General features: G+C 51.4%; 17 protein-coding genes. 9 read left to right on the top strand and 8 right to left on the bottom strand.

Going from position 1 to position 22,648, the window contains the following annotated elements; all coding sequences use genetic code 11:
• The first annotated feature begins 8 nt into the window (after positions 1-8).
• From DWZ56_RS00645 to DWZ56_RS00635, 3 genes are all read left to right on the top strand, one after another.
• Positions 9-1,646, top strand: a complete 1,638-nt coding sequence (locus DWZ56_RS00645) for an ABC transporter substrate-binding protein (protein ID WP_118554454.1) — start codon at positions 9-11, stop codon at positions 1,644-1,646.
• Between the two features lie 75 nt (positions 1,647-1,721).
• Positions 1,722-3,845, top strand: coding sequence for a glycoside hydrolase family 88/105 protein (locus DWZ56_RS00640; protein ID WP_118554453.1), 2,124 nt, complete (start codon positions 1,722-1,724; stop codon positions 3,843-3,845).
• Positions 3,826-5,499, top strand: a complete 1,674-nt coding sequence (locus DWZ56_RS00635) for a hypothetical protein (protein WP_118554452.1) — start codon at positions 3,826-3,828, stop codon at positions 5,497-5,499. Before DWZ56_RS00640 ends, DWZ56_RS00635 begins: the two co-directional genes overlap by 20 nt.
• A gap of 62 nt (positions 5,500-5,561) precedes the next feature.
• On the opposite strand, the gene DWZ56_RS00630 is transcribed toward DWZ56_RS00635, so the two are convergent.
• Both DWZ56_RS00630 and DWZ56_RS00620 read right to left on the bottom strand, forming a co-directional pair.
• Positions 5,562-5,888 carry a cupin domain-containing protein gene (locus DWZ56_RS00630; RefSeq protein ID WP_118554451.1) on the bottom strand — a complete coding sequence of 109 codons (327 nt, stop codon included), beginning with the start codon at positions 5,886-5,888 and terminating at the stop codon, positions 5,562-5,564.
• Between the two features lie 239 nt (positions 5,889-6,127).
• Complete coding sequence (locus DWZ56_RS00620; RefSeq protein WP_118554450.1) at positions 6,128-6,961, bottom strand: HAD family hydrolase; 834 nt, start codon at positions 6,959-6,961, stop codon at positions 6,128-6,130.
• Positions 6,962-7,177: 216 nt separating this feature from the next.
• On the opposite strand from DWZ56_RS00620, the gene DWZ56_RS00615 reads away from it, so the two are divergent.
• The 3 genes from DWZ56_RS00615 to DWZ56_RS00605 all read left to right on the top strand — a co-directional run bounded on the left by DWZ56_RS00615 (position 7,178) and on the right by DWZ56_RS00605 (position 12,730).
• Positions 7,178-10,891 (top strand): ABC transporter permease, encoded by a 3,714-nt coding sequence (locus tag DWZ56_RS00615; protein ID WP_118554449.1) that lies wholly within the window; start codon positions 7,178-7,180, stop codon positions 10,889-10,891.
• Between the two features lie 182 nt (positions 10,892-11,073).
• Positions 11,074-12,069 carry a S1 RNA-binding domain-containing protein gene (locus DWZ56_RS00610; RefSeq protein WP_118554448.1) on the top strand — a complete coding sequence of 332 codons (996 nt, stop codon included), beginning with the start codon at positions 11,074-11,076 and terminating at the stop codon, positions 12,067-12,069.
• A gap of 1 nt (position 12,070) precedes the next feature.
• The gene (locus DWZ56_RS00605) at positions 12,071-12,730 is read left to right on the top strand and encodes a GTP pyrophosphokinase (protein ID WP_118554447.1); all 660 of its coding nucleotides are present in this window, start codon (positions 12,071-12,073) and stop codon (positions 12,728-12,730) included.
• 147 nt (positions 12,731-12,877) lie between these two features.
• On the opposite strand, the gene DWZ56_RS00600 is transcribed toward DWZ56_RS00605, so the two are convergent.
• The 6 genes from DWZ56_RS00600 to DWZ56_RS00575 form a co-directional block, all read right to left on the bottom strand.
• Positions 12,878-13,390 carry a signal peptidase II gene (locus tag DWZ56_RS00600; RefSeq protein ID WP_118554446.1) on the bottom strand — a complete coding sequence of 171 codons (513 nt, stop codon included), beginning with the start codon at positions 13,388-13,390 and terminating at the stop codon, positions 12,878-12,880.
• A 23-nt stretch (positions 13,391-13,413) separates the two neighbouring features.
• On the bottom strand, positions 13,414-14,682 hold the full coding sequence (locus DWZ56_RS00595) for a DNA polymerase Y family protein (RefSeq protein WP_243094996.1): 1,269 nt from the start codon (positions 14,680-14,682) through the stop codon (positions 13,414-13,416).
• A 37-nt stretch (positions 14,683-14,719) separates the two neighbouring features.
• Positions 14,720-15,586: an L-serine ammonia-lyase, iron-sulfur-dependent, subunit alpha gene (gene sdaAA, locus DWZ56_RS00590; RefSeq protein WP_118554445.1), complete on the bottom strand. Its 867-nt coding sequence runs from the start codon at positions 15,584-15,586 to the stop codon at positions 14,720-14,722.
• Positions 15,587-15,708: 122 nt separating this feature from the next.
• On the bottom strand, positions 15,709-16,362 hold the full coding sequence (gene sdaAB / locus DWZ56_RS00585) for an L-serine ammonia-lyase, iron-sulfur-dependent subunit beta (RefSeq protein ID WP_118554444.1): 654 nt from the start codon (positions 16,360-16,362) through the stop codon (positions 15,709-15,711).
• 352 nt (positions 16,363-16,714) lie between these two features.
• Positions 16,715-18,499 (bottom strand): sensor histidine kinase, encoded by a 1,785-nt coding sequence (locus DWZ56_RS00580; protein ID WP_118554443.1) that lies wholly within the window; start codon positions 18,497-18,499, stop codon positions 16,715-16,717.
• Positions 18,496-19,233: a response regulator transcription factor gene (locus tag DWZ56_RS00575; RefSeq protein WP_158584367.1), complete on the bottom strand. Its 738-nt coding sequence runs from the start codon at positions 19,231-19,233 to the stop codon at positions 18,496-18,498. The genes DWZ56_RS00580 and DWZ56_RS00575 overlap by 4 nt, the downstream gene beginning before the upstream one ends.
• A gap of 175 nt (positions 19,234-19,408) precedes the next feature.
• Between DWZ56_RS00575 and DWZ56_RS00570 the strand changes: the two genes are divergently transcribed.
• The 3 genes from DWZ56_RS00570 (at position 19,409) to DWZ56_RS00560 (ending at position 22,598) form a co-directional block, all read left to right on the top strand.
• On the top strand, positions 19,409-20,800 hold the full coding sequence (locus DWZ56_RS00570; protein ID WP_118554441.1) for an ABC transporter substrate-binding protein: 1,392 nt from the start codon (positions 19,409-19,411) through the stop codon (positions 20,798-20,800).
• Positions 20,801-20,879: 79 nt separating this feature from the next.
• Entirely contained in the window at positions 20,880-21,755 is an 876-nt protein-coding gene (locus DWZ56_RS00565; RefSeq protein ID WP_118554440.1) for a carbohydrate ABC transporter permease, read from the top strand.
• Positions 21,756-21,758: 3 nt separating this feature from the next.
• Positions 21,759-22,598: a carbohydrate ABC transporter permease gene (locus DWZ56_RS00560; RefSeq protein ID WP_118554439.1), complete on the top strand. Its 840-nt coding sequence runs from the start codon at positions 21,759-21,761 to the stop codon at positions 22,596-22,598.
• Positions 22,599-22,648: the final 50 nt, after the last annotated feature.

The raw sequence follows: 22,648 nt of genomic DNA, 5'->3' as shown, positions 1-22,648 counted from the left end.
GATTTTGAATGAAAAGGTGGAAAAAGACACTGGCATTGTTATTGGCATTGGCGATGACCGCAGGCATGATGGGCTGCGGACAGAAGGCTGCGAACGAGAGCACTAAAGCGCCGGACGCGGCGCCGGGCACCACGGCCGCGGGTGAGCCGGGTACAGAAGCCGCAGCGCCTAAGGATCCGGTGCTTCTGGAGTGGTATTACAGAGGAAATGGTCAGCAGCAGGATACGGAAGAGGTTGAGGCGAGGGTGAATGAGCTCCTGAAGGGATATCCCGGTCTGGAACATGTGAGCATCAATATCAACTGCTTCCCAGCCGCTGACTATGCGACACAGGTTGGGCTGGCGCAGACCTCTGGCAGCCAGATCGATATCTTAAACAGCGTGAGCTTAAACTTTACGCAGCAGGTTGAAGACGGCAGCTGGATGCCGATGGAAGACTATATCTCCGATGAACTTAGGGCGGAGCTGCCGGAATGGCTCTGGGAACTGGGGTCCGTGGACGGACATATCTATATGGTGCCCAATTACCAGAATGCGTTTAATGCGGGCTTTATGTTTTTCCCTAAGGAATATATGGATAAGTACGGTAACTATGATGAGATGTACGCAACTCTTACGAACTGGGATTTAAGCCTGGCGGATAAGGCCGCGGCGCTGGAAGACTACGTGATGGCTGCAAGAGCCGGTGAAGGGGACACAAAGTACGCCAACACCCTTGAAAACGGAAATGCTACCGGCATCCTGGGATTTTATTTCATCACTCCGTTTGACCATCTGGGCAATAACTTCATCATTGAAAACGGCACGGACACAGTCAGCTATGCATATACCACAGAGACCTATAAGGAAATGTGGAGCATCTATGCCGACTGGTACGATAAGAAAATCTTCGCGCCGGACGGGGCCGCAACGGATCATCTGAACTACAGAAATGAGAAGATGATGGAGGAGACATCCTATGTTTACTCCTGCAATGAATCCGTAGGCGATCCGGAAAGCGTGGCGAAGTCCTACAGCGAGCGCTGGGGATTTGAGGTTGTTGCCATCCCCACACAGCAGTATAACTATATTCCGAACAGCTGGGGAGCTGGCGGAAACGGTATCTCCTCTACCTGCGAACATCCCGAAGAAGCGGCCTTATTCATCGAGGCGCTGACCACAGGCACGGATCTTGGCCGGGAAATCTATAACACAATGGTGTTCGGCATCGAAGGAAAACATTATACGAAGGATGCAAACGATCCTGACCGAATTGTAACCATCGAGTATGACGGAACCCAGGGCGGTGTGGATACTTCCTATGCAGGGCTGAAGTGGATCCTGGGCAACAGCTTTTATGCATATAAGAATCAGGCTGTTCTGGACGGCTACTTTGAAAACATAAAGAAGTATAATGAGTCTCCGGATACCGTAGCATCCTCCCATAACGGATTTGTGGTGTCCACGACAAATGTATCCAAGCAGCTGGAGCAGATCAACGCTGTGATCGCGGAATATACTTCCGTGCTACAGAACGGCACCATCGGTTCGGCAGGGTTTGAAGCATATTACCAGGAGTTCATCGACAAGCTGAACACTGCGGGACTAAAGGAAGTGATAGCAGATTATCAGGCACAGCTGGATGCATGGGTTGCAGCAAACCGGTAAATAAGTGACCATGAATCAAGGGGCGGCATATACTGCTGCCTCTTGATTATTCAATAGAAAAGCAGGAAGATTGCCATGAACGAAAAAATAGCATTGGGACAGGATATGAAAGCCTCCGGCCGGGATATGGAAGCCGTCATATCCGCGGTGATGGATAACGCATTGGTCACGCGGCCGAAGCGCAGCGTTTATTACCGGCCCTTTTTAAAATGTGAAGGCGCAGGCTTTACCCGCACATTGGGAAGCCAGCGCGTGGATCTGAACCGTATATATCCAGGGGCCGTGCCAGGGGTCGGAGTGATTGCAGATTTTTATATTGCATGCCAGACACCGGAAGAGATCTACCTGAATGTGAGCGGAAACATCAGGGTATGGTTTGAACAGCAATGCATCTATGACGGCATCGGCAAGGAGACGCGCGCAGAGATAAACATCCATCTGCCGGTGAGCGTAAAGCCGGATGCGGATAATTCCGTCAGGATCCTGTGCGTTAAGGAGGAGGACAGGGAATTTGCCTTTGAATTTTTGATTTCTGTAAAAAGGTACCCCTCCATGTGGGCAAACGATTATCTCTTTGGCGCAAGGGCGGTACTGCCGATCCAGGAAAGAGCCGGTGAGGAGGGGGTGGCGCTGTCACCTCCGCTGACCCGTGAAGAGTACGGCAGAACGGATATGAACAGCGCGGAGATCGCTTACCGGTGGCCGCCTGCCCTGGCCGCAGACGAAACATTTGATTTCCGGAAACTGTATACAGAAGGAGATATCAGCTATGTTTATACGGAGGCGGCCTGCGCTCATGTGCTTAAGTACGGTGGAACGGTGGAGCGTATCCTCATAAATGGCAGCTATGCGGCGGACGGTCATTGCGCAGGCACAGGCAGCGTAAGGGTAAAGGCCGGGGACCGGCTGCTGTTTCGGTGCAGGAGGTCCGCGGACGGATGGAAGCTGCGGCTTAAAACCGAGCGGCTCTGCCTGCCGTTTTTAACTTCCATAAGAGGAACCGGAGACAGGGCAGTCTGCATCGGCCCGTTCTTCGGAACGCAGTGCCACGGGCCGGAGTATGACTGGGATCTGTCAAAAGTATTTGTGAATCAGAAGGGCCGCCGAATTTACTGGAGATTTTGTGACGGAAGCGAGCTGCGTATCTATCTGGACAGCGTCTTTTTCGGGCAGTGGTTCTATGCGTTGATGGTTGGGTTTTATGGGATACGCGATGCAGCCATCCTGTCCGGACGCACCGACGGGCAGAGACTGTTCTGTGAGAATATGAGCGCGCTGGCCAAATACTTTGATTATATCGAATATGACATCCAACAACATGTGATGCCCGCGTTTATGCCCAGGCTCTATGATATGAGTGTGCTGGACAATATCGGCACGATGGGAATGAATTTGGCGGATGCATATCTGGATTGCAATGACAGGGCACTGCTACCGCTGATTGAGAGAATCCGGCACCAGGCGGAGCATTCCGTCCCGAGAATGGAGGACGGAACCTATTACCGCAGGGATACCATGTGGGCGGATGATCTGTACATGAGCTGCCCGTTTCTGGTGCGCATGGGCAGGCTGACCGGGGACGATGAGTGGTACCGGAAGGCGCAGAGCCAGATACGCGGATTTAAGAAGCGCCTTTACATGGAAGAGGAACACCTCTTTTCACATATCTATTTTACTGGCAGGAGAGCGGCAAACCGTGTTCCCTGGGGAAGAGGCAACGGATGGGTGGTGTGGACCCTGACGGAGTTTTTGATGTATGCAGACGGATATATTGATGTGTCGGAAGAAAAAAAGCTGTTTTACGATATGGCGCACAGCATCCGTGCGCTGCAGGATGAAAGCGGCCTGTGGCGCCAGGTCCTTAACCGCAGGGAAGAGGGCTCTTATCCGGAGACATCCTGTACGGGCATGTTTCTTCTGGCATTTACCAGAGGCGTGAAATACGGATGGCTGGAAAAGGATTTTCTTGACTGTATGGAAAAGGCCTGGAACGGGCTTTTGGTTCACAGTATCGATGGGGAAGGCAATGTCTACGGGGTGTGTATGGGTTCCGGCTGCGCGATGGAGGCGGAATATTACTATACCATCCCCACAGTCAAAAACGATGATCACGGCACCGGCGTGATTTTGGCGGCCGGCGCAGAATACGCAGCGTTTAAAAAGGATTTGGAGGAGAAGAATGAATCAGAAACTGCGTGACAAAATGATTCGAGAACTGCTGGATGAGAATACCGTGCCCGGCAATTCTATTTACGGAACGAAATGCATTGCCCGGCTGATTTTTGGCGCGAGTGTGAGCGCAGAGGAAATGGAAGGGCTGAACCGTGCGGCGAAGTGGTTTGAACTGCCGCATCCCGGAGGAACGAACAGGGACCTTAAGGGAGAGCCGGATTTTGTAGCCCATAAGCTTATAAGAGCATGCCACAGCGTGGAGAACAAACTGCCGGTAGAGACCATGAAGCTCATACACAGGTTCTTTACGAAGTGGGATTTTGAGAGCAAATATAAATCTGAGAATCATATGTTTTTATTTCATGAATCCAGATACCTGTATGCATTAAAATATCCGGACGCCTATTTTGAACAGTATGGCATGTCCGCGGGCCAGGTCCTCGAGGAAGACCGCAGATTCCTGCAGGATTTTATCAGGTTCCGCGCACAGAGGGGATGGGCTGAGTTTGATTCCGCTGGCTACGGGCTGGAGGTATTTACCGTACTTTTGAATCTCTTCGATTTTGCGGAAGAAAAACTTAGAAAGTATGCGGAGATGTCGGCGAACGTTATGCTCCTTGATATGATTATGGACTGTTCTAAGGAGGGCTATTACGGCGGAGCCCACGGCAGAATCTATGAAGGGGACACCTCGGATTTCCGAACCATGGGGATGCACCGGCTGTATCAGCTGTATTTCGGAACGGCAGATGACTGTACGGCATGTCTGGAGGCAGCGGCCAGCAGTTTTGTCCCGGCGGATTATGTGTATGACGTGTTAAACAGCAGGCCTGAGCGCTGGGTAAACAGGGAGTGCAAGCATCTGCACAGCATTACCTACAATACTCCTCACAGACAGGTGCCTCAGGTGCCCGGAAGCATCAACAAACAGATTTTCATTACTCCCGATTACATGATTGGCGGGGTTACCTGGCAGGATGATTATCCCGAAGGGAGTGAGGCCGCATGGTATGCCCATCACCAGCAGCATGAGTGGGAGCTGTCTATACTGACGGCTCCGGATATCCGCATCTTCAGCCATCATCCCGGAAGCTGCGGCCCGGAGGGGAAGGAACACGGTTATTGGACCGGGGATCTGCTGTGCTGTTGCGGGCAGTTTTTCAGCGATAAAAATATCGCTATGGCCACCTATGACATACCGGAAAAGGAAGAGCATTTCATCCATGCCCGCGTGCCGTTTCGGCATCTTGAGACAGAAAAAGAAGGAAATTATCTCTGGATGAAGGCCTCCGGCAGAATTTATGCCGCGCTGTGGTTTTCCGAAGGGATATGTGAAGGCAGGGAAGACTTAAAGGATGTGGAGGTCAGAAGCTATGGCCGCAAGCATGCCGTCGTCTGTACAGTTTCCGTGAAGGAAGAGTGCGGGGGATATGAAGAGTTCAAGGCGATGGTGAAGGCGGGAAAACCCGAATTTGACGCCGGAACCATGACGCTTTCCTACGCAAATCTGAAAATGAACAGGCATACACGGCTGATTGACGGCATACAGGTGCGCTTTCCGTATGAAACCTATGACAGCCCCTGCGTATTCTCCGAATGGGGAAGCGGTGTGATAGAGACGGATAAAGTGATTCTGGATTTTAACGGCTGGGGGAGTGTGACCCGCAAAAATAAACTGTAAACCGATTGCCCATATATATTCAGAGGGGCTGACGCGCTGCGCCGGCCCCTCTTGCCACTGCTCTATTCAATGAAATCTTTCCGCATCGGATTAAAAACATCCAGCAGCAGGGAATCTTCCAGCGCCACAACGCCATGCCTTACATCAGGCGCGATCTGGTAGGTATCCCCGGCCTTAAGGATTCTCTTCTCCTGGCCTTCCTCTTCCACCTCAAAGGAACCTGAGATCACATAACCCACCTGCTCGTGGGGGTGGGAATGCAGCGCCCCGACTGCCCCCTTCTGAAACGTGAGTTCGCACACCATCAGATTATCACTGTAGGTGAGCACTTTACGGGTTACCCCGCCGCCTAGATCCTTGGCGGTTATATCCTGATTAAAACTAAACATAAACTGCCTCCTTCACAATATACTATTTGTAACAGTTCAGACGGCGGGAAAATTGATAGAAAGACAGGCGTTAAGCTTGCTTATAAGCCTGCCTTTCTATCAATTTTCACATCGGATGGACATCCGATGCTTCTTGACCGGCTTTATCGGTCAAGAAGATGCGCCGTCTGAACGCTTAAGCCGGCGGAAAAATTGGTGTAAAGACAGGCGTTAAGCTTGCTTATAAGCCTGCCTTTCTATCAATTTTCACATCGGATGTCCATCCTGTCCAGATAGCGCTCGATCGCGTGGGCCACACCGCTTTCTTCGCAGGAGAGCGTCACATCCACCGCCTGAGCTTTGAGTTCCTCCACTGCGTTTTCCATGGCGATGGGATAGCCTGCAAAACTGAGCATCGTCAGGTCGTTGTGGCCGTCCCCGATGGCCATAACAGCCTCTCTTGGGATGTTAAGGCGGCTGCACAGCCACGCCAACGCATTTCCCTTGGTAGCACCGGCGGCATTGATTTCCATGTTGCACTCTCCGGATGAGGTAAAGAGGATGCCCGGAATATCCGCCAGAGCTTCCCTGACGGCAACCGCACAGGACCTGTCCAGATAGAGGACAAAGAGCTTTTCAACGCCGACCCCTCTTTCCCTTATGAATTCAGCCAGATCCGGCACGCGGATCCGTTTGTCCAGAGATCCGATGCCGTGGACCGCTTTCAGGTTTTCCAAGTCTATCTGCTCGTAGTCATACATCTGCCCTTCGATGTAAGCGCTGGGCTGTACCGGGAATTCCTTTAAGATCTCCAGGATGGCAGCGGTTGTTTCGGCACTGATATCCTGACGGTAAATGGATTGCCCGCTCTTCATCTCCACAACGGCGGCGCCGTTGGACGTGATGGTGTGAGTTACGCCCGGAAGGCTTAAGATCTCCTCCGGTATATTGCCGAAGGTGCGTCCGGATGTGGGAATAATCCGTATGCCCCGGGAAGCGGCGCGGCGTATGGCATCGATATTACGCATGGACAGATCCTTGGTCACGGTCAGGACTGTGCCGTCCAGATCCAAGGCCAGAAGTTGAATGTTCACGTAGCTCCTCCTTCGACGGCCTGTACGGCCGTCTTACCAGATGAATATTTGCATCTGATGTTATTATAGATTGTGCCCGTCCATTTGTAAACTGAGGAGTCAGGAAAGTTTTAGCTTTTTTTCACACTTTCTTTAGTTGAACATTGCAGGGGTGATGTTATAATTAGGGGCAGGAGAAAAGACACATTAAACATAAAGACTGGATTGGAGAAGGCTATGAAAGGGTCACAGAGAAAAGACTTCTTTCGGGAAATCAGAAAAAGCATGGGCAGATATCTGTCCATATTGTTTATAGTGGCGCTGGGAGTGGCATTTTATGCCGGTGTCCGTTCGGCGGAGCCGGATATGCGCCAGTCAGCGGATCAGTATTTCGATGAAACCAACCTGATGGATATCCGTATCCTGGGAACGTTAGGGCTTACGGAGGACGATCTGGAGGAGATCAGGAAGATTGATGGCGTGAGCGGGGCTGAAGGCGGATATTCGGCGGAATTTCTGACCTATGATGAAGACAAAAAGCTGGTGGTCAATGTGATGTCGCTGGCAGACGACATAAACCGTATGACCGTGGAAGAGGGGCGTCTTCCGGAAGCGCCGGACGAATGCTTCGTGGATTCCCTGTTCATGGAGGCACGGGGACTGAAAGTAGGCGATACGCTCACCTTCGAGGCCGATAAGGGCGAAGATGTGCTGGATACGCTGAAGACTGACACCTTTACCATTGTGGGCAGCGGCAGCTATTCCTACTACCTGTCCTGGGATCGCGGTACTTCGGGCATCGGAAGCGGAAAGACCGACGCGTTCGTGATGGTGGAGCCGGAGAGCTTCGTCCTGGACGTCTATACCGTAATCTATGCATCGGTGGACAGCGCGGACGGCCTGCTCTGCTATTCGGACAGCTATGAGGACAGAATATCCGGAATCACGGATCAGATAGAGGCCATAGCTGACGGGCGCTGTGAGATCCGTTATGCATCCGTGAGAGCGGAGGCGGATGAGAAGATCGCGGACGCCAAGGCGGATATCGCGGACGGTGAGCGGCAGATCGAGGATGCCAGACAGGAGCTTGCGGATGCTGAGGAGAAGCTTGAGGATGCCAGGGCACAGATTGCGGACGGAGAGAAGGAGCTTACGGACGGGAAAAAGACCTTTGCGGATGGGGAAAAGGAGCTTACCGATGGGCAGAAGCAGGTGGATGACGGGCAGAAGGCGTATGACGAGGCAAAAGCCCTGATCGCAGAAAATGAGCAGAAGCTTGCAGACGGAAAGGCGGAGCTGGCGAAAAAGGAGCAGGAGCTGGCAGATGCGCGCACGCAGCTGGAGGATGGCCGAAGGCAGCTGGAATCCGCCAAGGGAACGCTCAATTCCGGCAGAAGCGAGCTGGCCGCTAAGGAAGAAGAGCTGAATAAGAACGAGGAGGCCGTCAAGGCCGGATGGAAACAGTATAACGATGGAAAGGCGCAGCTGGCATCTTTGCAGCAGACGCTTGCTGGCCTGCAGGAATATGAGAGACAGATACGGGAGATAAACGATCTGATAAACGCCGGGGGACAGACTCCGGAGGAGCTTGACCGGCTGCAGGCCAGCCTTGCGCAGGTTACGATGGCATCCGAGCTGACGAAACAGGCCGTGATGGCGCAGGACAGCATCAGAACCGCTATGAATCAGGCCGGTGTAGCTGACGAAAACAGCCCTTATTTCACGGCGGTCTTTGAGCAGGTGGTACAGACCGTGACCGCACAGCAGACGCCGGTATTGGAGGAGTCCAGACAGACGCTCCTTTCTTATGAAGCGCAGATAAAAGACGGCAGGGCTCAGATCGCCGATGCCAAAGCCCAGCTGGAAGAGGCCGGGAAGGTTTTAAATGAAAAGGAGATTGACTTTGCCGAAGCGCCGGCAAAGCTTGCCGACGGAGAGCGGCAGCTTGAGGAGGCAAGGCGGACAATCGCTGACGCAGAAGCGTCGCTTGCGGATGCCAAAGAGCAGCTGGCAGAGAGCGGGGTTCAGCTTGCGGACGCAAGAAAGGAGCTTGAGAGCGGCAGGGCCGAGTTGGAATCCCACCGCCAGGAGATCGCGGATGCCGAGGCAAAGCTTGCGGATGCGCGGGCGGAAGTGGCGGATGGGGAAACGAAGCTTGCGGATGCCCGGAAGGAATTTGACGAATCGGTGCCCGATGCCGAGGAGAAAATTGCGGACGGCAGGCAGCAGGTGGCGGATGCCGAAGAAAAGCTGGCAGATCTAAAGGAACCGGAATGGTATGTGCTGGACCGCAATTCCATACAGACGTATGTGGAATTTGATATGGACGCCGAACGGATCGGGGCCATTGGAAAGGTTTTTCCCGCCATCTTCTTTCTGGTGGCAGCGCTGGTCAGCCTGACCACGATGACGAGGATGATCGAGGAGGAGCGGACACAGATCGGAACGCTGAAGGCCCTTGGCTACAGCAAGGCGTCCATTGCGGCCAAGTATCTGCTTTATGCCCTGTCCGCCAGTGTGGCCGGCGGCATACTGGGCGTGCTGGTGGGCAGCAAAGTCCTGCCGGCCGTAATCATAGCCGCATACAGCATATTATACAGCAATCTGAAAGTGGTGGTTCTGCCGCTTCATATGGATCTGGCCGTATCGTCGGTGCTCCTGGCGGTAGCATGTACGGTAGGAGCGGCCTACGCGGCCTGCTACAAAGAACTGTTATCCACGCCTGCCGAGCTGATGCGCCCGCCCGCGCCTAAGGAAGGGAAGCGGGTGCTTCTGGAGCGGATCACCTTCCTGTGGAAACGGCTGAATTTCACCCAGAAATCCACAGTCCGCAATCTGTTCCGCTATAAAAAGCGTTTTTTCATGACCGTATTCGGCATCGGAGGTTGTATGGCGCTTCTCATGGTGGGATTTGGCTTGGGAGACTCCATACGGCAGATTGTGAACAACCAGTATAAAAATATCTGGATCTATGACGGAGAGCTGACCCTGGATGAGGACCTGGAGAGGACGGAAGGAGAGGCTCTGGCCACAGAGGTGGTGGAGGATTATGACAACATCACGCAGAGCATGTTTGTGCGCCAGAATTCCATCGATTTTGAAAAGGACGGGATTACGAAGTCCGGCTATCTCTTTGTCCCGGAGTATATGGATCAGGTATCCGATTTCCTGGTTTTAAAGAACCGTGTCACGCAGGAACGCTATGCCCTGTCCAATGACGGCGTCATCATCACGGAAAAACTTGCCCGCCTGCTGGGTGTATCGGCAGGAGATCAGATCATACTAAAAGACAGCGATACTATGAGCCATACGGTGACGGTAGAGGCCATCGCGGAAAATTACTTATACCATTATGTTTACATGACGCCTGCGCTGTATGAACAGCTCTACGGCAGCGAGCCGGACTACAACAAGCTGCTGTTAAAATTCCAGGACACCTCCAAAGAGGCGCAGGAGCAGCTGGGCAATGAGCTGTTATCCGATGACAGGATCAGCTCCGTCTCCTTTGTGACCGAGCTGGAATCCAAGGTGCAGGATATGATGCGCTCCCTGGATCTGGTGGTATGGGTGCTGATCATCTCCGCCGGACTGCTGGCCTTTGTAGTGCTTTACAACCTGAACAACATCAATGTGACCGAGCGCCGCCGGGAGCTTGCCACCATTAAGGTGCTTGGATTTTACGACAATGAAGTGGCGGAATACGTCTACAGAGAGAATGTATTCCTGACCGTATTCGGCATTATCGCCGGAATAGCGCTGGGCATCGTGCTTCACCAGTTCGTCATCCGCACCTGCGAGATCGATATGATCATGTTCGGCCGCACAATTAAACCCTTAAGCTATCTCTACAGCACTCTGCTCACCCTGTTCTTTACGGTAGCAGTCAACTTCAGCATGTATTTTAAACTTAAAAAAATTGATATGGTGGAGTCCCTGAAGAGCATAGAATAATTACGGTAGTTCTTAATTTTTTATGAATCTTGCGCGGATCAGGTTTGCAAATACAGGTGGGTGATGTTATAATAAAAAGGCATGCAAAATCTCGGCAAATCAGAGGCTGCGGGGGATGCATAGGCGATTCCGGGTAGAGATTTGCAATCTATGCAAAAAACAGAGGATTCGGAGGAAAAAGAATGAGCGACGAAAAGTTACTGAATGAGGAGATTCTGGAGGACATGGCGGAGGACCGCGCGGAAGCGGATGTGGAAGCTGCGGTGGCAGCCGAGCCTGTGGAGTCCATGGACGATTACAAGGAAGAACTGGAGAAATCCTTTCAGAAGGTGTCCGAAGGCGATATTCTGACAGGTACTGTGATCGGCGTTACAGAAACCGAGGTGGCGGTGGATCTTAAGTATTATGCCCAGGGAATCATAACGAAAGAGAACTTCAGCAGTGATCCGGACTGCATATTAAAGGATAAAGTACAGGTTGGCGACAGCATCACCGCGACCGTTATCAAGACCGATGACGGGGAGGGCAATATTGTGCTGTCCAGCAAAGAGGCCAACGATACCCTGTTATGGGAGAAATTTGAAAACATGCTGAATGAGAGAACCGTATTTCCGGTTAAGATTAACGGCATTGTGAACAAAGGCGTTGTGGCTAATGTGGAAGGCGTGCGCGCGTTCATCCCCGCATCCAAGCTGGACGCCGGCTATGTGGAAAATACGGAGGATTGGCTGGGAAGAACCATCGATGTTATGGTGATTACGGCGGATCCGGAGAAGAAGAGACTGGTGTTATCCGGCAGGGAAGTGGCCAGACAGAAGAGACAGGAAGACAAAAACGCAAAAATAGCGAAATGCCAGGTTGGAGCTGTTCTCGAAGGAACCGTGGATTCCATTCAGCCCTACGGCGCTTTTATCAATCTGGACAACGGCCTGTCCGGTCTGGTGCATATTTCCCAGATTTCCATGAAGAGAATCAAGACACCTTCCGAAGTGCTGACAGTAGGTGATAAGGTAAAGGTGAAAGTGATCTCCAATGCCAATAATAAGATCAGCCTGAGCATAAAAGCGCTGCAGGATGTGGCTGAAAAAGAAGCTGCAGAAGAGGTTTTTGATTATAAGGAAGACGGAAAGGCGGCGACCAGTCTGGGGGCGCTGTTAGCAGGTTTCAAAGTAGAGTAAGATGGCATTACCAAAGCAGTATGCGCAGATAGATGAATGGAAGACCCTGATATTTTTGTATACCTCGGCGCTCAAGGAGATCGGCACCAAGATTGAGATACTGAATGATGAGTTTGTGCATGTACATAATTACAACCCCATCGAACATGTCAAATCCAGGATCAAGTCGCCGGAGAGCATTGTGAGGAAACTGCGCAAACAGGGACACGAAGAAACCATTGAAAATATGCAGAAATACCTCCATGATATCGCGGGGATCCGCATCATCTGCTCCTTCAGTTCGGATATCTACAGAATTGCTCAGATGATTGCCAATCAGGATGATGTGATCGTGCTGCAGATCAAGGACTACATCAAGCATCCCAAGCCTAACGGCTACAAGAGTTATCATATGGTGGTATCCATTCCGGTGTTTTTGTCCGACGGGCCGGTGGACACCAAGGTGGAGATTCAGATCAGAACGATTGCCATGGATTTCTGGGCCAGCCTGGAGCACAAGATCTATTATAAATATGAGGGGATGACACCCGCTCATATCCAGGATGACTTAAAAGCCTGTGCGGATATGATCAATGAACTGGATGACCGCATGCTGGCCCTTAACGAACTGGTGCAGGAAATGAACGTGTCGGACCGTCCGGATTCACCGGAACTGGCATAGAGAACAGAGCACATTTGGGCATATCCTGCCGTCAAGCGCAGCGCAGGGGGCAATTTCCTATTGAATGAAAAAACGGTGCGGCGAAGCAGCTTCTGGCTGTCTTTTGCCGCACCGTTTTGTTTTCCGGTGAATAAGGGCGCATCCTTATCAATTGCTCCGCCGTGCCCGCCAGAGGCTTTTTAAAGTGTCGGCAAAAGGACGGCGCCGGAATTTTTTATTTTGAATGAGCAGGGCGGCTATAAAAAGGTCGATATAGATATCCTTCAGATCGAATATGAACAGGCCCTTTACAGCCAGAAAGTCCAGCGATCCATTCCAGAATATGCGGTCGATCAGCGCACAGGTACAGCTGGAGTAACAGAAAATAAACATGAGATCTGTCAGGACGCTCCTCTCATCGGAAAGAGAAAGGTGGCGCTGCAGCAGCCAGACAAGACCGGCGACCAAAAAGCAGATCATAATATGAAATCCGCGGGACAGGCCCAGGCCAAACATGCTGTTAATCCAGGAATACTGTGTGTTGAGCACCGGATCAAAATAAAAGAAGGGCCGGATAATGGGTATGTAAGATTCCATAAAATGAAAGTGTATGATCAGTTTGATACCCTGGTCCAAGAGGATCAGAAATAGGTACAGGGGAACGGCTTTCTTTTTTGTCATGAATATCCTTTCAAGAGCGCAGGTCAGCCGGATTCTTTTTCCTCTTTCTTATCCTCCAGAAAGCGGGCTCGTTTGATCGCGTCTTCACCATATTTTTTGCGGATTTTATCCACCGCAGTGTCCAGCTTCTCCAGTTTTTCGTATTTTTCAGTATCAAACAGGTTGTATTGGCGGTAGCTCTCAGAGCTCACCCGGCTGGTGCTCACCCCCAAAAGCCGTATGGGCGTGCGGCGGTCCCAGAGCTGATCGAACAGCTGCAAAGCCAGATCGTAGATCTCAGTGGTGACATTGGTGGAGGCGGATAGGGTGCATTGGTGGGAACGATTCACAAAATTGTTGTAAGTGATCTGCACGGATACACAGTTGGCCTTCATACCGTCGGCCCTAAGCCGTGCGCCCACCGTCTCGCAGAGGGAGAGCAGCACAGCCTTCGCTTCATCCGCGTCGGTGACATCGTGGGCAAGCGTGATGGAATTGCCATATCCCTTGTTGGCGGGCTCTTTATGCAGCACATCGGAGATATCGATGCCGTTTGCATAGTTATAGATCACTTCTCCCTGCTTTTTTAAATGCATCCGTATCATGTTCAGATCGCCGTTCGCCAGATCGCCGATGGTATAGATCCCCAGCTCGTTTAATTTCTTTTTAGCCGCGTCCCCCACAAAAAACAGTTCTCCCACATCCAGCGGCCACATCTTAAACGGGATTTCTTCCGGAAACAGCGTATGTATCTTATTGGGTTTTTCAAAATCGCTGGCCATCTTTGCCAGCAGTTTATTGGTGGAAATCCCTACATTGATTGTAAACGCAAGCTCTCTGTTAATCGTATCCCGGATCAGTTCGGCGGCGCGGGTTGGAGATCCGTACAGCTTTTCCGTCCCACTCATATCCGCAAATGCCTCATCGATGGAGTACTGTTCCACGACGGGCGCATATCTGCGTAGGATCTCCATAAATGCCTGGGAATTTCTGTGATATAATTCAAAATTAGTGGGGATGATCGTCAGGTTCGGACATTTTTTCAAGGCGTGCACAATAGGTTCGCCTGTTTTTACCCCATATTTTTTTGCTATGCCGGATTTCGCCAGTACCACGCCGTGGCGTTTGTCCTGGTCGCCTCCCACAATCGCAGGGATTGTACGCAGATCCGGGGAATTCCCCTTTTTCAGCCGGTCTACGGCCTCCCAACTAAGATATGCGGAATTAACGTCAATATGAAAGATTAATGGAGTTGAAATAACAGTTCTCTCCTTTCTAATGTCACCAGCCGAAGGCTGATGACCTACGCACACTTTTGTGTGCCTCCTCTTTCATCAGGGACGGCGCCGGTTAAGACAGCCGGTCCCTCAAACGGATTCCTTCCGGCGTGGCCGCAAGGCCTCCGAAACCGGTTTCGCGCAGGGAGGCGTCCATCTTATCCCCGATTTCACGCATGGCGTCGAAGACCTGATCGGCAGGGATATTGCTCCGGATACCGGCAAGCGCCATATCGGCCGCCGCCACCGCACCCATGGCGCCGATGACATTGCGTTTGATGCATGGCACCTCCACGAGCCCCGCCACGGGATCGCAGACCAGTCCCAGCAGATTCTTAAGAGCCATGGCGGCTGCATCCGCGATCTGTTCCGGCGTGCCGCCCCTAAGCTGCACCAGTGCGCCGGCAGCCATGGAACTGGCGCTTCCGATCTCGGCCTGACATCCTCCGCTCGCCCCCGCGATGGATGCCCGGTACGCAATGACCTGGCCGATGCCGGCGCTGGTGTAAAGCGCCTCCAGTATCCGGCTTTCCGGACAGCCAAAGCGGTGATAGCAGGGGATTAAAACTGCGGGCAGCACACCGCAGGCTCCGGCGGTGGGAGCCGCTACGATGCGCTTCATACAGGCGTTGGATTCTCCCATTTTCAGAGCTCCGGCGATGACAGAGCCGATAAAACCCCCACAGAGGGAATCGTTGGAGTGGAGATAGTCCAGCATCCTGCCGCCGTCCGTTCCTACGATGCCGCTGGCGGATTTGAGATTCCGGTCATACGTTTCATCCGCCTGCAGCATGTTGTGCCACAGCTGCTTCATCCGGGAGAAGGATTCCTCCCGGTCCGTTCCCCGTTCGTGTATATCATCTTCCAGGATGACAGCCCAAAAGGGCTTATCCTGTTCTCTGCATGTATTTAATATGGATTCAACCGAATCAAAAGGCATATTGATGCTCCTCCTGTATATTCCTTCGTCTCCTGGGCAGGAACGCACTGCGGCGGGAAGGTATTATGTCGCCAAGGCGACCCGCCGCAGTCGGAGAATCCCGCGAGCGGGATTCTTTTTCCTCAATGGATATAGGTTACCTTCAGTATCCCGTCGAGTTCTTTCAAAGTCTCTATGGATTCCTGTGGTATCTCATTATCCGTCTCCGCAATGGTGAATGCATAGCCGCCCTTCTGATTGCGGTACAGCTGCAGAGTGGCGATATTGATCTCCTTATAGTAAAGGGCATATGCGATTTCCGCCAGATGTCCGGGCTCGTCGATGTTCTGAACGATCAGGGTGGGCTTTTCACCGGTGAAATTGACGGTGATATCATTTAGTTTATTAACCATGATGCGTCCGCCGCCAAGAGAAGACGCCTGTACCTTTACCGTGCCGCCCTCCGCATTTTTAACGGTCAAAAGGGCGGTATTAGGGTGCGCATTCCGCAGGCTCACCGACGAAAAATGATAGGAGAGGCCAAAATCACGGGCCAGCCGCATGCTGTCCGGTATGCGCATGTCATCCGGCTCCATGCCCAGAAGCCCGGCCAGAAGCGCCCGGTCCGTGCCGTGGCCGATGCCTGTGGCGGCAAAGGAACCGTGCAGTCCGATTTCGGCGCTCACCGGAACACCCCCGAGTATTTTTCTGGTCACCAGGCCGATCCGCACGGCTCCTGCGGTATGGGAGCTGGATGGGCCGACCATGGTGGGGCCGAGTATTTCAAAGATATTCATGAACGAGTTCTCCTTTGTATCAATTCTGTGTTTGACACACTAACGGGATTCTTTTTCAACTGTTTTCATTATAGAAAAGATTCGGGGAATATACAAGGGGGGACCGAAATTGGTTTTTGAACAGCGACTGCTGTTTACTGTTCAGAGGTGCCGATAAACCAGCGTATGACAGGGCAGAGTATACTCCTCATAGGGATCCCTTGAAGCTCGCCGGTTCTTTTGCTGCGTAGTTTGCAGCATTAGAACCGCTGCGCGCTTCACGGAGCGAGAGCGCGTCCCAATGAGGCGCATACTCTGCCCTGTCATACGCGGGAGGCTTGCAGCAGCTGTGAACAGCAGCAACTGCTGTTGATCAGCATAACGGCAGGCTGAAATGAACGATGGTTCCACGGCCTTCCCGGCTTTTGATATCGATCCCCGCATCTGCCCCATAGGTGAGCACAAGGCGGAGATTGGTGTTAAAGATGCCGATATGACTGGTCCGTACCTGTTCCTGCGCCTGAAGAAGCCGGCGAAGCTCGTCCAGCCGGTCTTTGGAGATGCCGATGCCGTTATCTATGATATAGATATGAATCCTGCCGCCTCGTTCCTGGATCTTAATCTTTACGAGTCCCTTTTGGGGAATTTCCTTTATTCCATGCTGCAGGCTGTTTTCCAGCAGCGGCTGCAGAATCAGATGAATAATGGGGCGCTCCAGCAGCCTTTCGTCATAATCCCAATAGAGGATAAACGGATTGCGGTAGCGCAGCTTCTGTATCTCGGCATAGGCCTTGCAGATTCGGATTTCATCGCGGATATGCACTGTTTTGGAGGTGTTTTCCAGAGAGTATTTAAGGATATCGGACAGATTGTGGATCAACAGGCTGGTATGGTTATCGGATGACTGGAACTTGAGGATCTCCAGATCGATGGTCTGCAGCGTATTAAAAATGAAATGGGGGTTCAACTGCAGCTGCAGCGCGGCCAGCTGGGCGTCCTTCTGTTGCACCTTGGCCTGGGTCAGATTCAGCTTGAGCAGATTGGTGGATATAAAGGTCTGAACGATGTTGTTGAAGATAATATCATACTCATTTTGGGCATCCGGCCGGAAGGTTTCGGCCGGCAGCTCCTGATGCTCCGCCTGGTGAAAGAGTTCCAGAAGGTTGTGAAGCTGGCGGAAATTGCTGCTGGTAACCGACCAGCTTAAGCTGAAGCTTAGAAAGATGCTGAAGAGAGTCAGGAGTGCAAAGGCAATCACCAGTGTATGGACTGGCCGGAATACTTCCGATGAAGGGAGCAGGGAAATCATTTCCAGATTATATCCGGGGATAGCGGAAGTATAATAGATGTATCGGGTATGCTGCAAAACGGCGGTATCGTAGGGATTATCCTTAGGGGAGAGCAGTCCGGCCGCTGTATTTGAGCTGTCTCCGGTCAGCGCCTCATAGCCCGCACTGCCGAGCAGTATATTGCCTTTGGCGTCCGTGATGAACGTACAGGCTCCGGGATAGATCTGATTGGCGTCCAGCATGGCGGAGACCTTTGCGGCATCCAGATTCAACACCATAACGCCCTCCAGATAGTCAAAGCGGCGGAATAGGGAAAGAGTTTCCTTTGTGTTCTCAAAGGCATAGTGGCGGACCTGGCGCAGGGCGATCCACTGCTTGATATCCGCGGGCGTTTCCTTATAGACAGACAGCCACTCTGTATCTGTGCTGTTGGGCGCGCCGATGCTGGTGTATTGTTTAGAACTGCTGAAATAGTTGCCATATGGGTTGTCGTAATATATGTATACGGAATCCACGTAGCTGCTGATGTCAGTGGTGGTGCTTATGATGAGCGGAATCAAGGATTTGTAGACGCTGTCACGGTAATCCAGCGATTTCTGGTTTAAGAGTTTGCTGATGGACAGAGCTATGGTCGGAGAAGACGAAAATAGTGCGGTCTCTTCGGAAAATGTATCGAACAGGTCTGTGACATTATAGAGCACATAGGTCTTGGAGCGCTCCGCGTACACGGCCAGTTCCTGCTGCAGCTTGTTTTGGGAATAACCAGTCAGCAGGCAGCCTAACAGCAGAATTGGCAGCGTGATGATAAACAGGTGCTGGGTCAGCTGCCGGATAAAATATTTCTGCTGCATATGCCTGTGTCTTCTCATGAAGAATTTCCCCCTTTTTCACGATATTCCTTTGGCGACTGATTATAAAAGTTTTTAAAGGCTCTGGAAAAGTTCTTCGGATTGTCATAACCGATGGCGTCTGAAATATCATAGATCCGGTTGCGGGCATCGTTTAAGAGGACGCATGCGCGCTCCATCCTCTTTTTCAGTACGTATTCGGAGAAGGAGAGCCCTGTGTGGCTTTTGAACAGGCGGGACAGATAGCCGCCGCTTAGATGCACAAGAAAAGCAGCCTCTTCCAGGCTGGCAGAGCGAAGATTTTCCATCACATATGCCTTGACATTGCGGATAATCTGTTCGTAATACTGATTGGACAGGGTGGACTCCCCTTCTGCCACGCCGTTTTTGTCCAGCTCATCCTTCAGTTTAAGAAACGCCAGCATGAGTACGGAGTGACGCAGAGGTTTTAACAGGAAGTCGCGCACGTTATAGCGCAGGGCCTCCTGGGCATAGGAAAAATCACGGTAACCGGAGACCAGAAATACATGGATATCCGGGAAATTTTCATAGATTTTCTGTGTGAGAGCCAATCCGTCCATCACCGGCATGCGGATGTCCGTGAGCACCGCGGTGATACCGTCATGGGTCTGGATATACTGCCATGCGGTCTGGCCGTTGGAAAAATCGCCGGTGACGTCAAAGCCGGCTTCTTCCCATGGGAACAGATGCACCAGCCCACTTCGGATATTATCATCATCTTCAACAATAATCAAGGAATACATCGCCCATCAGTCCTTTTAGTGAGTCTTTATATCATATAAAGATACCATTTTCCCCATGTTAGCATGTGATGAGAAGTTTTGTCAATGGAAAGAACTGTGAGAAAAGCGGGACGGATGTTAGAATGCAGACAGCAGCAAAATAAAAAATCATAAGAGGAGGTTATCAATGAAAAAGAAGGTATTGTCTATGGTTATGGTGTTTTTGCTGACGTTAACGCTGGCAGCCTGCGGCGAGAAGGCCACTGTAGAGACTGAAGGGGAACAGTCATCTGTGCAACAGGAGAGCGGGAGCAGCGCAGAGACGGAGACAGACGCGCCGCAGACCCCAAAAGGGGAGGAAATTACGCTCAGATTTTCCTGGTGGGGCGGCGATGCGAGACATGAGGCAACCTTAAAGGCGATCGATGTATATCAGAAAGCGCATCCCGGTGTGACAGTCGAGGCGGAGTATTCCAGCTTTTCCGGTTACTACGAAAAATTGGTAACGCAGCTGGCAAGCGGCAATGCCCCTGACTTTTTCCAGGTGGATCAGGGCTGGGTTGCCGAGCTCTATGCCAGAGGTGATGCGTTTGCGGATTTTGGCAGCTATAAAGACAGCATTGACCTGACTACAGTTCCAGAGCAGATGATGACGGATTACTGTATCATGGATGGCCAGACAGTAGTGCTGCCATTTGGCTATAACGGCACGGTATTTCTGTATAATAAGTCGCTGCTGGCTGACTGGTGTGACGAAAACGGGAATCTTGCGATGGAGACATGGGACGATTTTATACGCATAGGCAAAGAGCTGCATGAGAAGAATCCCGAAGCCTATATGACCACATCCGTGACCGACGGATATCTGCGCTACATATTAAAGCCCATGCTGGAGCAGATCACAAATGATATCGATGTGCGGGATGATTTCACCCTGGGGTTTGACGAATCACAGATGACACAGGCGTATGAAAGCTTTATGAAGATTTTTGACGAAGGAGTGTCCCAGCCTTATGAAGAGGCGGTGCTGTATGATTCCATGCAGAACAACCCGCTATGGTTAAACGGTAATATCGGAGGTATATTCCTGTTTTTCTCCAATATTGATACGGAAATTGCAGGCCTGTCCTATGATTACGGCGTAACCGGCATGCCGATGTTTGAGGATGCAGAGATTTCCGGCCAGGAATGCTGTCCGTCTCTGATGGTGGCGATCAATAAAAATGTGGATACGGCCCATCAGAAAGCGTCGGCAGAATTTCTGGAATGGTTTCTAAACAGTGAAGAGGCATCGCTGATTCTGGGAACAGTCCGCGGTGTGCCGGGCAGCAGGACCGCGCTGAATGCGCTGGAAAGCAATCAGATGCTAAGCGATTTAATGTCACAGGGGGTTAAGATATCCAACGATACCATATCGCTGAAAAACGGCGCTTATGAGCTGAATTCCTCGGTTAAGGCCGTATTTGTGGAATACATGGAAAAGGTGATCTACGGCGTATCCTCGCCATCGGAAGGCTCCGACGGTATGATACAGGATCTGACTAAGGTGCTGGGGGATCTGGCCGGAAGCGGCAGATGATTGGAATGCTGTACACTTCAAGCCGCACAGCCGCCCCAAGGCAGCTGTGCGGCAGGCATTGAAAGGCTTGGTATGAATTATGCATAAAAAGGATAAATATCTGGGTTATCTCTACATAGCACCCTGGCTGGCCGGTTTCCTGATACTGACGCTGTATCCGTTTGTGGTATCCCTGATCTATTCGTTTACGGACTATGATATGTTTCACATCAGCTTTACTGGACTTGCAAACTACAAAAACATCTTTACACAGGATAAAACATTCCTTAGCTCGCTGTTAAAGACCCTGCTGTATACGGGTATATCCGTTCCCCTGAAGCTGTGCAGCGCGCTGTTAGTTGCCCTGATGCTGAATAAGCTAAGACGGTGCAGGGGGATATACTACACTGTCTTTTACCTGCCCTCCATACTGGGATCCAGCGTAGCGCTGGCAGTTCTTTGGAAATATGTATTTAAAAAGGACGGTCTGTTGAATCTGCTCCTGGGAGCGGCCGGCATCAGCGGACCTAACTGGCTGGGGAATCCGGATCTGGTGCTGTATGTAATGATGCTGCTGCCTTTATGGCAGATGGGCGCTCCGATGGTGCTTTTTCTGGCTGCCCTTAAAAATGTCCCTGCGGATATCACTGAAGCTGCCAAAATAGATGGGGCCAGGCCTCTTCAAGTATTCAAGAATATCACGCTTCCGATGATATCTCCGATTATATTTTTTAATATGATCATGCAGACGATTGAGATCATTCAGATCTTCACACCTGCTTATCTCATAACGAAGGGCGGACCTGTGAAACAGACCTATCTCTATTCGCTGTACCTGTACGACACGGCGTTTCGGGATATGAAGATCGGCTATGCCAGCGCGCTTTCCTGGATTCTATTTACTGTCATCATAAGCTTTACTCTGATTTTCTTTGCATTGTCCAAAAAATGGGTTTATTACGGAGATGAGGTGTAAGGCATGGTAAAACGAAAAATCAAGAAGGCTGGGCTCTATATCGTTGTTACGGCGACGGCTGTCATAATGGGATATCCGCTTTTGTGGCTGTTTTTCGCCGCATTTAAGGATAACGCGGAAATTTTTACATCGATCGCGCTGCTGCCGGAGAAATTCACGTTGGAAGGGTTCATCAACGGATGGAAGTCCACTGCGGCGGTGCCGTTTTCTCTGTTTTTGCTGAATTCCTGCAAGATGGTGGCGCCTACGGTCCTGCTCACAGCAGCATCCGCCTGTCTGGTGGCTTATGGGTTTTCACGTTTTGAGTTTGCAGGCAGAAAGGTGTTGTTTACAGTGATGCTGTCCACCATGATGCTGCCCAATACCGTGATCATGATTCCCAGATATATTCTGTTCAATAATTTCGGATGGCTTAACAGCTATATTCCGTTTTACATAATGGCGGCCATGGCGGCAAATCCTTTTTTTACCTATCTGCTGGTGCAATTTTTCAGAGGAATCCCTGCGGATCTGGATGAGGCGGCTTATATTGACGGTGCGGGCAAATGGCAGATTCTGATCAGAGTGATCCTGCCTCTGGCGAAAGCCCCGATTGTATCGGCCGCCCTGTTTCAGACGGTATGGACATGGAACGATTTTTTTAACCCTCTGCTGTATATTGACAGGGTGAAGGCTTATCCGGTATCGCTGGGACTTAGGCTGGCAATCGATGCGGATTCTGTTGTGAACTGGAACAGCATAATCGCCATGTCCTGCGTCAGCCTGCTTCCCGTCGTTCTCCTGTTTGTGTTCCTGCAGAAATATTTCGTTCAGGGGATAGCTACGACCGGTATGAAAAATTAATAGTGATCCGGAGCGCGCCGGCCGGTATCAGGCTGCGCGGCGGATGTGCG

The sequence above is a fragment of the Lachnotalea sp. AF33-28 genome (assembly GCF_003477885.1).
Taxonomy (GTDB): Bacteria; Bacillota; Clostridia; order Lachnospirales; family Lachnospiraceae; genus AF33-28.
The sequence above is the reverse complement of the archived record's forward strand: the minus strand, read 5'-3'. Positions and strand labels throughout refer to the sequence as shown.

Excerpts from the sequence above, each read along its gene's own strand:
- DWZ56_RS00645 (WP_118554454.1), top strand. The coding sequence starts at position 9 with ATGAAAAGGTGGAAAAAGACACTGGCATTGTTATTGGCATTGGCGATG.
- DWZ56_RS00640 (WP_118554453.1), top strand. The coding sequence starts at position 1,722 with ATGAACGAAAAAATAGCATTGGGACAGGATATGAAAGCCTCCGGCCGG.
- DWZ56_RS00635 (WP_118554452.1), top strand. The coding sequence starts at position 3,826 with ATGAATCAGAAACTGCGTGACAAAATGATTCGAGAACTGCTGGATGAG.
- DWZ56_RS00630 (WP_118554451.1), bottom strand. The coding sequence starts at position 5,888 with ATGTTTAGTTTTAATCAGGATATAACCGCCAAGGATCTAGGCGGCGGG.
- DWZ56_RS00615 (WP_118554449.1), top strand. The coding sequence starts at position 7,178 with ATGAAAGGGTCACAGAGAAAAGACTTCTTTCGGGAAATCAGAAAAAGC.
- DWZ56_RS00610 (WP_118554448.1), top strand. The coding sequence starts at position 11,074 with ATGAGCGACGAAAAGTTACTGAATGAGGAGATTCTGGAGGACATGGCG.
- DWZ56_RS00605 (WP_118554447.1), top strand. The coding sequence starts at position 12,071 with ATGGCATTACCAAAGCAGTATGCGCAGATAGATGAATGGAAGACCCTG.
- DWZ56_RS00600 (WP_118554446.1), bottom strand. The coding sequence starts at position 13,390 with ATGACAAAAAAGAAAGCCGTTCCCCTGTACCTATTTCTGATCCTCTTG.
- sdaAA (WP_118554445.1), bottom strand. The coding sequence starts at position 15,586 with ATGCCTTTTGATTCGGTTGAATCCATATTAAATACATGCAGAGAACAG.
- sdaAB (WP_118554444.1), bottom strand. The coding sequence starts at position 16,362 with ATGAATATCTTTGAAATACTCGGCCCCACCATGGTCGGCCCATCCAGC.
- DWZ56_RS00580 (WP_118554443.1), bottom strand. The coding sequence starts at position 18,499 with ATGAGAAGACACAGGCATATGCAGCAGAAATATTTTATCCGGCAGCTG.
- DWZ56_RS00570 (WP_118554441.1), top strand. The coding sequence starts at position 19,409 with ATGAAAAAGAAGGTATTGTCTATGGTTATGGTGTTTTTGCTGACGTTA.
- DWZ56_RS00565 (WP_118554440.1), top strand. The coding sequence starts at position 20,880 with ATGCATAAAAAGGATAAATATCTGGGTTATCTCTACATAGCACCCTGG.
- DWZ56_RS00560 (WP_118554439.1), top strand. The coding sequence starts at position 21,759 with ATGGTAAAACGAAAAATCAAGAAGGCTGGGCTCTATATCGTTGTTACG.